Source organism: Burkholderia sp. Bp9012 (assembly GCF_003853825.1).
GTDB classification, from domain to species: Bacteria; Pseudomonadota; Gammaproteobacteria; order Burkholderiales; family Burkholderiaceae; genus Burkholderia; species Burkholderia diffusa.
Map to the genome: position 1 here is coordinate 149696 of NZ_QTQA01000004.1, position 11836 is coordinate 161531.

The following is an 11836-nucleotide window of genomic DNA, read 5'->3' on the forward strand; positions in this document are numbered from 1 at the left end:
CAGCCGGCGCTTACCACCAGCGATGGAAGTGATGGACGGGGCCGACGCCGTGGCCGACGTCGAGCTGGCCGCTCGCGGCAATTGCGCCGGTCAGATAGACCTTCGCTTCGCGCACCGCGCTCTCGAGATCGGGCTGTTGCGGCAGCAACGCGGCGATCGCCGACGACAGCGTGCACCCGGTGCCGTGCGTGTTGCTGACCGGCACGCGTGCGCCCTCGAGCCGCACGGTGCGTGTCGCTTCGACGAGCCAGTCAGGGCTCGCGGCCGCGTCAGGCAGGTGGCCGCCTTTCATCAGCACGGCGCGCGCGCCCGTCTGCAGCAAGGCCCGGCCTTGCCGGACCATGTCGTTTTCGGTGGTTGCGGGCACATCGTTCAGCAGCGCGGCCGCCTCGGGCAGGTTCGGCGTCACGACCGTCGCGAGCGGCAGCAGCACATCGCGCAACGCGTCGACGGCATCGGGCGCGAGCAGCGCGTGCGAGCTCTTCGAGATCATCACCGTGTCGAGCACGACGAAGCGCGGTGCGTAACGGCGCAGCGCGTCGGCGACCGCGTGCACGATCGCCGCGTTCGCGAGCATCCCGATCTTGACCGCATCGATGCGGATATCGCCGAACACCGCGTCGAGCTGCGCGGTCACGAACGCTGCGTCCGGTGTGTGCACGCCGGTCACGCCGCGCGTGTTCTGGGCGGTCAGCGCCGTGATCACGCTCGCGCCATACGCGCCGAGCGCGGAAAAGGTCTTCAGGTCGGCCTGGATGCCTGCGCCGCCGCCCGAATCGGAGCCGGCGATCGTCAGGATGTTGGGTATCGGGTGCGTCATCGGGGCAACGCGCCGGTTCGAAGACCGGCGCCGGCGGACGGAAACGGGAAGTGTAGCGTCAGTGCCGCGATTCGCCGATCAGCGCGACCGAGTCGAACTGGCGCTGGTTCGCCTGGTGGCGGCGCATCACGAGCCACATCGTCAGGCACACGAACGTGCCGAACAGCACGATCACGACGCCGACCGGCACGTCGAGCCACACGAGCACCGCATACAGGCACAGCATCACGAGCACGGACAGGTTCTCGTTGAAGTTCTGCACCGCGATCGAGTGGCCGGCCGACAGCAGCACGTGGCCGCGATGTTGCAGCAACGCGTTCATCGGAACGACGAAGTAGCCGGACAACGCACCGACTCCGATCAGGAAGATGTACGCGACGATCAGGTACACGGGCAGGCGCAGATGGCCGAAGTGCACGGCCCAGTGCGGCGGGAACAGGTCGCGTGTGTAGAACGCCATCAACATCACCGCGATGCCCATGATGATGCCGACGGGCAGCACGGTCAGCGACTTCTTCAGCGGGATCCGGGCGGCGGCGGCGATGGCGCCGGCCGCGACGCCGACCGCGACCACGGCCTGCAGGATTGCGCCTTCCGAAAGCGACATGCCGAGCGACACTTCAGCCCACTTCAGCACGATGAACTGCAGCGTCGCGCCGGCGCCCCAGAACAGCGTCGTGACCGCCAGCGAGATCTGGCCGAGCTTGTCGCGCCACAGCACCATGAAGCAGTCGGCGAAATCCGTGAGGAGCTTGACCGGGCCGCGTTCCTGCTTCGGGTAGCGGGCGCCGGTATCGGGAATGCGCAGGTTGAACAGCGCGGCGATCACGTAGATTGCCATGATGATCGCCATCGCCGCTTCGGCAGGGGTGGTGATCCAGGCTGGCGTGTGCGCGATCACGTGCGATGCGATGTGCGGGCTGATCAGCGCGCCGCCGAGCACGGTGCCGAGGATGATCGAGCTGACGGTCGTGCCTTCGATCCAGCCGTTCGCGGCGACGAGCCTGTCGGCCGGCAGCAGCTCGGTCAGAATGCCGTATTTCGCGGGTGAGTAGGCCGCGGCGCCGAATCCGACGATCCCGTACGCGATCAGCGGATGAGCGCCGAACAGCATGATCAGGCAGCCGACCACCTTGATCGAGTTGGTGATGAACATCACGCGGCCCTTCGGGCGCGAGTCGGCGAACGCACCGACATACGCCGCCAGCACCACGTAGGACAACACGAAGAACAGCTTGAGCAGCGGTGTCATCCAGTTGGGGGCGTGGAGGTCTTTCAGCAGGGCGATGGCGGCGATGAGAAGCGCATTGTCGGCCAGCGACGAGAAAAACTGCGCGGCCATGATGGTGTAAAAACCTTTTTTCATCTGATGCGATGCTTTCGTCGCTGCGGCAGGGCCGCGTAGGCCGCCTGGTATGCGATCGGCTTATTCCGTTCGAAATGGGTTGTGCGCACGGCTTTATAACACGAAAATACGGCAATTCGGACTAGCAAGATTCCCCGATCGTTCCGCAAATTGTCGGCTTCGGTGCTCAAAAGGCGCGGTAAGCTGATGATTCGCAAGCGTCTTTACGTAAATTTCCCATGCCGCGCCCGATCTCCGCCACCATCCATACCGCCGCTCTCGCGAGCAATCTCTCTGTCGTCCGCCGATTTGCCGGCCCGTCCAAGGTCTGGGCGGTCGTCAAGGCCAACGCGTACGGCCACGGTCTCGCGCGCGTGTTTCCCGGCCTGCGCGGCACCGACGGCTTCGGCCTGCTCGACCTCGACGAGGCCGTGAAACTGCGCGAGCTCGGCTGGGCCGGCCCGATCTTGCTGCTCGAAGGGTTCTTCCGCTCGACCGACATCGACGTGATCGATCGCTACAGCCTGACGACCACCGTCCACAACGACGAGCAGATGCGGATGCTGGAGACGGCGCGGCTGTCGAAGCCCGTCAACGTGCAGCTCAAGATGAACAGCGGGATGAACCGGCTGGGTTACACGCCGGAGAAATACCGCGCCGCGTGGGAGCGCGCCCGTGCGTGCCCCGGCATCGGCCAGATCACGTTGATGACCCATTTTTCGGACGCCGACAACGAGCGTGGCGTCGCCGAGCAGCTCGCGACGTTCGAGCGCGGCGCGGAAAACATCGCCGGTGCGCGCAGCCTCGCGAATTCGGCGGCCGTGCTGTGGCATCCGGATACGCACTTCGACTGGGTGCGGCCGGGGATCGTCCTGTATGGCGCATCGCCGTCGGGGCTGTCGGCCGACATTGCCGACGCGGGCCTGAAGCCTGCGATGACGCTCGCGTCCGAGTTGATCGCCGTGCAGACGATCGCGAAGGGGCAGGCGATCGGCTACGGCTCGACGTTCTCCGCGCAGGCGCCGATGCGCATCGGCGTCGTCGCCTGCGGCTATGCCGACGGCTATCCGCGCGTCGCGCCCGAGGGCACGCCGGTGATCGTCGACGGGATCCGCACACGCATCGTCGGCCGCGTGTCGATGGACATGATTACCGTCGACCTGACGCCGTGCCCGCAGGCAGGCGTCGGTGCGCGGGTCGAGCTGTGGGGCAACGCGCTGCCGATCGACGACGTCGCGCGCCATTGCGGGACCATCGGCTATGAACTGATGTGCGCGGTCGCCGGCCGCGTGCCGGTGCGCGCGGAATAAGGGCAGCACGCGTGGCCAAACAGAAGACCGTATACGTCTGCAGCGAGTGCGGCGGACAAACCCCGAAGTGGCAGGGGCAATGCCCGTCTTGCCAGGCCTGGAACACGCTCGTCGAATCGGTCGCCGAGTCGCCGGCAGCCCATCGCTTCCAGTCGCTCGCGAAGCGGGCGCCCGTGCAGCGGCTCGTCGACATCGAGGCGGCCGACGTGCCGCGCTTCTCCACCGGCATCGGCGAATTCGACCGCGTGCTGGGCGGCGGGCTGGTGCCGGGCGGCGTCGTGCTGATCGGCGGCGATCCGGGCATCGGCAAGTCGACGCTATTGCTGCAGTCACTCGCGGACATCGCCAGCGAGCGTCGTGCACTCTACATCAGCGGCGAGGAATCGGCTGCGCAGATCGCGTTGCGTGCGCAACGGCTCGCGCTGCTCGACGGCGGCGCGCCGGCGGCCGAGCTGAAGCTGCTCGCCGAAATCCAGCTCGAGAAGATCCAAGCCGCGATCGACGTGGAACGGCCGGACGTCGCCGTCATCGACTCGATCCAGACCGTCTATTCCGAAGCGCTGACGTCTGCGCCCGGTTCGGTGGCCCAGGTGCGCGAGTGCGCGGCGCAGCTCACGCGCATCGCGAAGCAGTCCGGTACCGCGATCATCATGGTCGGGCACGTGACGAAGGAGGGCAACCTCGCCGGCCCGCGCGTGCTCGAGCACATCGTCGATACGGTGCTGTACTTCGAGGGCGACACCCATTCGTCGTTCCGGCTCGTGCGCGCGTTCAAGAACCGCTTCGGCGCGGTCAACGAACTCGGCGTGTTCGCGATGACCGAGCGCGGGCTGCGCGGTGTCGCGAACCCGTCCGCGCTGTTCCTGTCGCAGCACGAGCAGGTCGTGCCGGGTTCCTGCGTGCTCGTCACGCAGGAGGGCACGCGCCCGCTGCTCGTCGAAATCCAGGCGCTCGTCGATACGGCCCACGTGCCGAACCCGCGCCGGCTCGCGGTCGGCCTCGAACAGAACCGGCTCGCGATGCTGCTCGCGGTGCTGCATCGGCACGCGGGCATCGCGTGTTTCGATCAGGACGTATTCCTGAACGCGGTGGGTGGCGTGAAGATCACCGAACCGGCCGCCGATCTCGCGGTGCTGCTTGCGATCCATTCGTCGATGCGCAACAAGGCGCTGCCGAAGGGCCTGATCGTGTTCGGCGAAGTGGGGCTGGCGGGCGAGATCCGGCCGTCTCCGCGCGGGCAGGAGCGGCTGCGCGAGGCGGCGAAGCTCGGTTTCACCGCGGCGCTGATCCCGAAGGCGAATGCGCCGAAACAGCCGATCGAAGGGCTGAACGTGACGGCCGTCGAGCGGATCGAGCAGGCCATCGACCGCGTGCGCGATCTCGAATGACCGTGCGTGGCTGGCACCCGCGCGTGCCGGCCGACCGCGATCTGTCGCGTAATTCGTTGTAAAGAATATGTAGGCTGATGTAACCCGCCGGACATCGCTTTTCCCTATCCTTTGCCGGATTGTCGAACCGCGCAATGCGAAGGGAACCTATGTTCAAACAGTATGGGGAAACGTCGGGCGGACGCAGTTACAACCTGCGGGGCTGCCGCGTGTCGGAGCCGATCGTTCAGCCGTGGGGCGGTGGATGTCGGATCGTCGAGTGGATCGACGATGAAGGGCGCCTCGCGCGCCGGGTCGTGTCCGAGGACGTAACGGAAGCGGAGGTCGCTGCGGCGATCCGCCGGCCGACCGAAGGGCGACGTCATCTGATGGACGACGACGAGCAGATGCCGCGCGATACGTTGCCGCGGCGTTGAGCGGGCGGCGGGGCCGACGGACGGCCGACGGACGGCCGACGCAACAACGGCGAACGCGACAATGACGACAAGGCCGGGCCCGGGCGCCCGGCCTTGTCGTTTCCGGGCCCGGCGCAACAGGGCGGGTGCGTCGGGCATTGACGCTCCCGCGGAGGCCGCGCGTGGCCGATGAAGCGATCGGCCGGCGGCGCCCGGGCTGTGGTCAGCCGATCTGCTCGAGCTCTTCCTGCACGGCGAGCCAGTCCGCCTCGACCGTTTCGAGCCGGGTATTGACCTCGCCGAGCTTGCGGATCGCGTCGGTCAGTTCTGTCTTGCGCGCGGCCTCGTAGCTCGCCGGATCCGCGACGAACGCGTCGAGGCGCGCCTTCTCCGCGTGCAGCGTTTCCATTTCCTTTTCGAGCTTCGTGATGCGGTTCTGCAGCGGCTTCTTCAACTGCGACAGCCGCTGGCGCTCCTCGGCCGCCAGACGTTTCTGATCCTTGCGGTTGACACCCGGGTCCGCGCCCGCGGCCGCCGCGCTGTCGGCCTTTGCGGCCGCGCGCTGCTCGGCCGCATGCTGCAGCAGCCAGTCGCGGTAATCGTCGAGATCGCCGTCGAACGGCTGCAGACGGTGCTTCGCGACAAGCATGAACTGGTCGGTGGTCGCGCGCAGCAGGTGGCGGTCGTGCGAGACGAGGATCAGCGTGCCTTCGAACTGAGCGAGCGCCATCGTCAGCGCGTGACGCGTTTCGAGGTCGAGGTGGTTGGTCGGTTCGTCGAGCAGCAGCAGGTTCGGCTTCTGCCAGATGATCAGCGCGAGCGCGAGCCGCGCTTTCTCGCCGCCCGAGAACGGGCCGACCGAGCTCGTCGCCATGTCGCCCGAGAAATTGAAGCCGCCGAGGAAATCGCGCAGTTCCTGCTCTCGCGTATCGGGAGCGAGCCGTGCGAGATGCGCGAGCGGCGAATCGTCCTCGCGCAGCGTTTCGAGCTGGTGCTGCGCGAAATAGCCGATCGTCAGCCCCTTGCCGTCGCGCACGTGGCCCGACAGCGGCGCGAGCGTGCCGGCCAGCGTCTTGATCAGCGTCGACTTGCCCTGGCCGTTCGCGCCGAGCAGGCCGATGCGCTGGCCGTTCTGGATCGACAGCGCCACGCGTTCGACGATCGGGATGTCCGTGCCGTCGTCGGCATGGTAGCCGCAGCGGACATCCTCCATCACCATCATCGGATTCGGCGCGGCATCAGGCGTACGGAACTCGAAGGTGAACGGCGATGCGATGTGCGCGGGCGCGATCAGCTCCATCTTCTCGAGCGCCTTCATCCGGCTTTGCGCCTGCTTGGCCTTGGTCGCCTTGGCCTTGAAGCGGTCGACGAAGCTCTGCAGGTGCTCGATCGTCTTCTGCTGCTTTTCATATGCGCTTTGCTGCAACGCCAGTTGCTGCGCACGCAGCACCTCGAACTGCGAGTAATTGCCGCCGTAGCGCTTCACCTGGCGATTTTCCAGATGCAGCGTGACGTTGCAGATCGAGTCGAGGAATTCGCGGTCGTGCGAAATCACGACGAGCGTGCCGGCGTAGCGATGCAGCCAGTCCTCGAGCCAGACGATCGCGTCGAGGTCGAGGTGGTTGGTCGGTTCGTCGAGCAGCAGCAGGTCGGAGCGGCACATCAGCGCCTGTGCGAGGTTCAGCCGCATGCGCCAGCCGCCGGAGAAGCTGGCGACCGACTCGCGCGTCTGCGCGAGCGTGAAGCCGAGGCCGAGCAGCAGCGCTTCGGCGCGCGCCGGTGCGGTATAGCCGTCGGCGTCGGCGAAGGCCGCATGCGCATCGGCCTCGGCCGCGCCGTCATGCGCGGCCGAGGCGGCGGCGATGCGCGCTTCGATCTCGCGCAGCGCGGTGTCGCCATCGAGCGTGTAGTCGAGCGCCGAACGGTCGACGGCGGGCGTTTCCTGCGACACATGGGCGATCCGCCACGACGGCGGCATCGCGAAATCGCCGCCGTCGGAATGCAGCTCGCCGCGCAGGACCGAGAACAGCGTCGATTTGCCGGCGCCGTTCGCGCCGATCAGGCCGGCCTTTTCGCCGGGATTGAGCACGAACGAGGCCGATTCGAACAGCGGCTTGGTGCCGCGCGCAAGGCTGAACTGATTGAAACGAATCACGGCAGGAATGACTGACCAAAACCGCTATTCTAGACTGCGCGCGCGTCGCCCCGGATATCGGCCGTTCGGCAGGTGCCGCAACGGCGCGATTTGGCCTAGACTCCACATCGATCCGGTTTCGTAAAAGGAGTGCCCGATGTCCACCCTGTATTCGTTCAGCGCAGAGACGCTCGCCGGTGAACCGGCGTCGCTCGATGCGTACCGCGGCAAGGTGCTGCTGATCGTCAATACCGCAAGCGAGTGCGGTTTCACGCCGCAGTATGCGGGCCTGCAGAAGCTGTACGACCAGTACGCGGCGCGCGGTTTCTTCGTGCTCGGCTTCCCGTGCAACCAGTTCGGCAAGCAGGAGCCGGGCGACGCCACGCAGATCGGCGCATTCTGCGAGCGCAACTACGGCGTCACGTTTCCGATGTTCGCGAAGATTGACGTGAAGGGCGACCACGCGCATCCGCTGTACCGCTACCTGACCGACGAGGCGCCCGGCATCCTTGGCCTCAAGGCGATCAAGTGGAATTTCACGAAATTCCTGATCGACCGTGACGGGCGGATCGTCAAGCGCTACGCGCCGTCGACGAAGCCGGAGGAAATCGCGGCGGATATCGACAAGCTGTTGTAACGCAGTGAAGGGGCGACCGGGCTGTCCGGACCGAACGGGCAGTGGCCGTGGCGCCGAGCCGAACGCCGTGAAAGCGTGTGCCGTCATCCGGGCGGTGCACGTCCGGCGCTCGCGCGGCCGCTACAGGATCGGCGCGAACAGGCGCGCGACATGCATCGCGATGCGCCGCCACGCGGGCGAGTGCCGATACTCGTTCGCATCGACTTCGTAGGCCTGCGCGAAATCGGCGTCGAGCATCGCCTCGACCTCGTCGGCGAACGTGCGATCGACGGTCAGTACCATGATTTCGAAGTTGAGCCGGAACGAGCGGTTGTCGAGATTCGCGCTGCCGATCGCGGCGGCGACGCGGTCGATCAGCACGACCTTCTGGTGCAGGAAGCCGGGTCGGTACCGGAACACCTTGACGCCCGCGTCGACGAGATCGCGCGCATAGAGCCTCGACGCCTCGAACACGACGTAGTGGTCGCGCCGGCACGGGATCAGGATGCGCACGTCGACGCCGCGCATCACCGCGAGCTTCAGCGCGGCGATCACCGCTTCGTCGGGCACGAGATATGGCGTCGTGATCCAGACCCGTTCGCGCGCGGTGTTGATCGCCTCGACGAAGAACAGCGAGCCGGTTTCCTGTTTGTCGGCTGGCCCCATCGGCACGACGAGGCAATGCATCGCGTCGTCGGGCAGCGCCTCCGGCGGCGCTGCGAGCGGCGGCAGCGTCTGCGTGGCCCAGTGCCAGTCCTCGGCGAATACGTACTGAATGCTGGCCACCACCGGGCCGCGGATTTCGATATGGGTGTCGCGCCACGGCGACAGGCGGCGGTTCGCCCCGAGATATTCGACGCCGACGTTGAGGCCGCCGACGAATGCGCGATTGCCGTCGACGACGACGATCTTGCGATGGTTGCGAAAGTTGAGCTGGAAGCGGTTGACGAACTTGCGGTGGGTCGCGAACGGATGGACCTCGACGCCGCCGCGGCGCAACGTGTCGACGTAGCTGTGCGGCAGATCGAAGCTGCCGATGCTGTCGTACAGCAGGTAGCAGCGCACGCCGGCCGCGGCGCGGGCGAGCAGCGCGTCGCGCAGCGTCTGGCCGAGCGCGTCGTCGCGCACGATGAAGAACTGCACGACCACATAATCACGCGCGGCGTCGATCGCCGACAGGATCGCCGAGAAGGTTGCATCGCCGTTTACGAGCGTGCGCACCGCATTGCCGCCGACGAACGGCATTCCGCCCAGCCGCGTGAGCGCGAGCACGGCAGCCCGGCCGATCGCGTCGGCGGCCAGCCCGTCGGTTGCGTCCGCATCGTGCCACGGCGTGCGCGGCGTGTGCGTGCGCAGCGCTTCCATCTCGTGGCGCCGCGCGTCGACGTAGCCGGAGAACTTGCTGCGGCCGAGGAACAGGTAGGGGATGAGCGTCAGGTACGGCATCGCGGCGAGCGACACGGCCCACGCGATCGCGCCTTGCGACGTGCGCGTGTTCAAGATCGCGTGACACGCCGCGATGATCCCGAGCACGTGGATGGCCAGGATCAGGGTGCCGAGGTGTAGCCAGTCGAGGGTCATGGGCGCGTGACGGACTCCTGAAGTCGTGCGGCGCGACGGCCGCTTACGCGCATCTTACCGAACCGTGCGGAACAGCGGTGTGCCGTACCGCACGGTTCGGTCGCGGCGTGCCGTCAGGCCTTGCGCGGCAGGTCCGACGCCTGGATCAGGAACACGGCGTCGTCGCCCGCGCTGGTGGGCAGCCACGTGAGCTCGAGGCCGCCGAACGCGGCTTCGACATGCTCGCGCTCGTTGCCGATCTCGACGACGAGCACGCCGTCGTCGTGCAGCCACTTGTGCGCTTCGGCGATGATGCGCCGCACGATGTCCATGCCATCGTCGCCGCCCGCAAGCGCCATCTCCGGCTCGTGCCGGTATTCGGGCGGCAGGGCTGCCATCGACGTTGCGTTCACGTACGGCGGATTCGTCAGGATCACGTCGTAGCGCGTGTCGGGCTCGGCGCGGAACGCGGGCAGCGGCGCGTAGAGGTCGCCGTGATGCAGCTTGATGCGATCGTCGAGGCCGTAGTCGTGCACGTTGATCCCGGCGACTTCGAGTGCCTTCTCGGACAGGTCGACCGCGTCGATCTCGGCATTCGGGAACGCGCTGGCCGCGAGGATCGCGAGGCAGCCGGAGCCGGTGCACAGCTCGAGCACCGCGCCGACCTGTTCGGGATCGGCGACGTACGGCTGCAGCCCGTCGTCGAGCAGCTCGCCGATGAACGAGCGCGGCACGATCACGCGCTCGTCGACGTAAAAGCGGTGGCCGTGCATCCACGCTTCATGCGTGAGATACGCGGCCGGCACGCGATCGGTCGCGCGTCGTTCGATCACCGCGAGCACGGCCGCGATTTCGTCGGGCAGCAGGCGAGCGTCGAGGAACGGCTCGAGCGTGTCGAGCGGCAGGTCGAGCGTGTGCAGCACGAGGTAGGCGGCTTCATCGTACGCGTTGTCCGAGCCGTGGCCGAACGCGAGCTTCGCCTTCGAGAAGCGCGTGACCGCATAGCGCAGCAGGTCGCGAACGGTTGCAAAAGGTGTCGTCATGCGAGGCTCCATCAGGCAATCAGTTGTTCGAGCACGCGGCGGTACACGTTCTTCAGCGGGTCGACGAAGCGCACGTCGATGTGTTCGTCGATCTTGTGGATGCTGCCGTTCGGCGGGCCGAACTCGATCACCTGCGGGCAGATGCGCGCGATGAAGCGCCCGTCGGACGTGCCGCCCGTCGTCGACAGTTCGGTCGTGAGGCCGGTTTCGGCGCGGATCGCGTTCTCCAGCGCGTTCGACAGGTCGCCGCGCGGCGTGAGGAACGGCAGGCCGCTCACCGACCACTTCAGCGTGTACTCGAGGCCGTGCTTGTCGAGAATCGCATGCACGCGTGCCTGCAGGCCCTCGACGGTGCTCGCCGTCGAAAAGCGGAAGTTGAACATCAGGTCCGCGTGGCCGGGAATCACGTTGGTCGCGCCGGTGCCTGCATGCAGGTTCGACACCTGCCAGGTGGTCGGCGGGAAGTATTCATTGCCTTCGTCCCACTGTTCGGCGGCGAGCTCGGCGAGCGCCGGCGCGAGCAGGTGGATCGGGTTTTTCGCGAGGTGCGGGTATGCGATGTGGCCCTGCACGCCCTTGACGATCAGTTCGCCCGACATCGAGCCGCGTCGGCCGTTCTTCACGACGTCGCCGAGTTCGGCGGTCGACGTCGGCTCGCCGACGATGCAGTAGTCGAGGCGTTCGCCGCGTGCTTCGAGCAGCTCGACGACCTTCACGGTGCCGTCGGTGGCCGGGCCTTCCTCGTCGCTCGTGATCAGGAACGCGATCGCGCCGCGATGGCCGGGGTGGGCCGCGACGAATTCCTCGGAGGCGACGACGAACGCCGCGAGCGACGTCTTCATGTCGGCCGCGCCGCGGCCGTACAGCTTGCCGTCGCGATGTGCGGGAATAAACGGCGGCGAGGTCCACTGCTCGAGCGGGCCGGTCGGCACGACGTCGGTGTGACCCGCGAACGCGAGCAGCTTGCCGTCGCGGCCGTCGGTGCCGCGCTTGACGGCCCACAGGTTGGTCACGCCGTGCGACGCGATGGTCTCGCATTCGAAGCCGAGCGCGGCGAGGCGCTCGGTCATGATCTGCTGGCAATGCTGGTCGTCGGGCGTGACGGACGCGCGGGCGATCAGCTGTTCGGTAAGGGCTAGGGTGGCGGACATGGTTCGGACCACTTTCGATAAAAAATGCCGGCGCGGTGGCCGGCAGCGAGGGGACGTCGTGCGCGGCGCGGGCG

10 protein-coding genes are annotated in these 11836 nt (G+C 67.1%); 4 read left to right on the plus strand and 6 right to left on the minus strand.

Going from position 1 to position 11836, the window contains the following annotated elements:
* Window positions 1-10: 10 nt before the first annotated feature.
* Window positions 11-820 carry a bifunctional hydroxymethylpyrimidine kinase/phosphomethylpyrimidine kinase gene (gene thiD / locus DIE11_RS06830; RefSeq protein WP_059599908.1) on the minus strand — a complete coding sequence of 270 codons (810 nt, stop codon included), beginning with the start codon at window positions 818-820 and terminating at the stop codon, window positions 11-13.
* A gap of 58 nt (window positions 821-878) precedes the next feature.
* Window positions 879-2186, minus strand: coding sequence for a lysophospholipid transporter LplT (gene lplT, locus DIE11_RS06835; protein ID WP_124622418.1), 1308 nt, complete (start codon window positions 2184-2186; stop codon window positions 879-881).
* A gap of 218 nt (window positions 2187-2404) precedes the next feature.
* On the opposite strand from lplT, the gene alr reads away from it, so the two are divergent.
* The 3 genes from alr (at window position 2405) to DIE11_RS06850 (ending at window position 5279) form a co-directional block, all read left to right on the plus strand.
* Window positions 2405-3475 (plus strand): alanine racemase, encoded by a 1071-nt coding sequence (gene alr / locus DIE11_RS06840; protein WP_124622420.1) that lies wholly within the window; start codon window positions 2405-2407, stop codon window positions 3473-3475.
* A gap of 11 nt (window positions 3476-3486) precedes the next feature.
* Window positions 3487-4863 (plus strand): DNA repair protein RadA, encoded by a 1377-nt coding sequence (gene radA, locus DIE11_RS06845; protein ID WP_124622422.1) that lies wholly within the window; start codon window positions 3487-3489, stop codon window positions 4861-4863.
* Between the two features lie 149 nt (window positions 4864-5012).
* Window positions 5013-5279: a DUF2866 domain-containing protein gene (locus DIE11_RS06850; RefSeq protein WP_059599911.1), complete on the plus strand. Its 267-nt coding sequence runs from the start codon at window positions 5013-5015 to the stop codon at window positions 5277-5279.
* Window positions 5280-5481: 202 nt separating this feature from the next.
* On the opposite strand, the gene DIE11_RS06855 is transcribed toward DIE11_RS06850, so the two are convergent.
* Window positions 5482-7413 carry an ATP-binding cassette domain-containing protein gene (locus DIE11_RS06855; protein WP_124622424.1) on the minus strand — a complete coding sequence of 644 codons (1932 nt, stop codon included), beginning with the start codon at window positions 7411-7413 and terminating at the stop codon, window positions 5482-5484.
* Between the two features lie 136 nt (window positions 7414-7549).
* On the opposite strand from DIE11_RS06855, the gene DIE11_RS06860 reads away from it, so the two are divergent.
* Window positions 7550-8029, plus strand: coding sequence for a glutathione peroxidase (locus DIE11_RS06860; RefSeq protein WP_124622425.1), 480 nt, complete (start codon window positions 7550-7552; stop codon window positions 8027-8029).
* A gap of 120 nt (window positions 8030-8149) precedes the next feature.
* Here the strand turns inward: DIE11_RS06860 and cls are convergent, their stop codons facing one another.
* From cls to dapE, 3 genes are all read right to left on the minus strand, one after another.
* On the minus strand, window positions 8150-9589 hold the full coding sequence (cls, locus tag DIE11_RS06865; RefSeq protein ID WP_124622427.1) for a cardiolipin synthase: 1440 nt from the start codon (window positions 9587-9589) through the stop codon (window positions 8150-8152).
* A gap of 113 nt (window positions 9590-9702) precedes the next feature.
* Window positions 9703-10611 (minus strand): 50S ribosomal protein L3 N(5)-glutamine methyltransferase, encoded by a 909-nt coding sequence (prmB, locus tag DIE11_RS06870; RefSeq protein WP_124622429.1) that lies wholly within the window; start codon window positions 10609-10611, stop codon window positions 9703-9705.
* Window positions 10612-10622: 11 nt separating this feature from the next.
* Window positions 10623-11762 (minus strand): succinyl-diaminopimelate desuccinylase, encoded by a 1140-nt coding sequence (gene dapE / locus DIE11_RS06875; protein WP_059529300.1) that lies wholly within the window; start codon window positions 11760-11762, stop codon window positions 10623-10625.
* Between the last annotated feature and the right edge of the window lie 74 nt (window positions 11763-11836).

Coding starts and splice junctions, on each gene's coding strand:
- thiD (WP_059599908.1), bottom strand. CDS start 820: ATGACGCACCCGATACCCAACATCCTGACGATCGCCGGCTCCGATTCG.
- lplT (WP_124622418.1), bottom strand. CDS start 2,186: ATGAAAAAAGGTTTTTACACCATCATGGCCGCGCAGTTTTTCTCGTCG.
- alr (WP_124622420.1), top strand. CDS start 2,405: ATGCCGCGCCCGATCTCCGCCACCATCCATACCGCCGCTCTCGCGAGC.
- DIE11_RS06850 (WP_059599911.1), top strand. CDS start 5,013: ATGTTCAAACAGTATGGGGAAACGTCGGGCGGACGCAGTTACAACCTG.
- DIE11_RS06860 (WP_124622425.1), top strand. CDS start 7,550: ATGTCCACCCTGTATTCGTTCAGCGCAGAGACGCTCGCCGGTGAACCG.
- cls (WP_124622427.1), bottom strand. CDS start 9,589: ATGACCCTCGACTGGCTACACCTCGGCACCCTGATCCTGGCCATCCAC.
- prmB (WP_124622429.1), bottom strand. CDS start 10,611: ATGACGACACCTTTTGCAACCGTTCGCGACCTGCTGCGCTATGCGGTC.
- dapE (WP_059529300.1), bottom strand. CDS start 11,762: ATGTCCGCCACCCTAGCCCTTACCGAACAGCTGATCGCCCGCGCGTCC.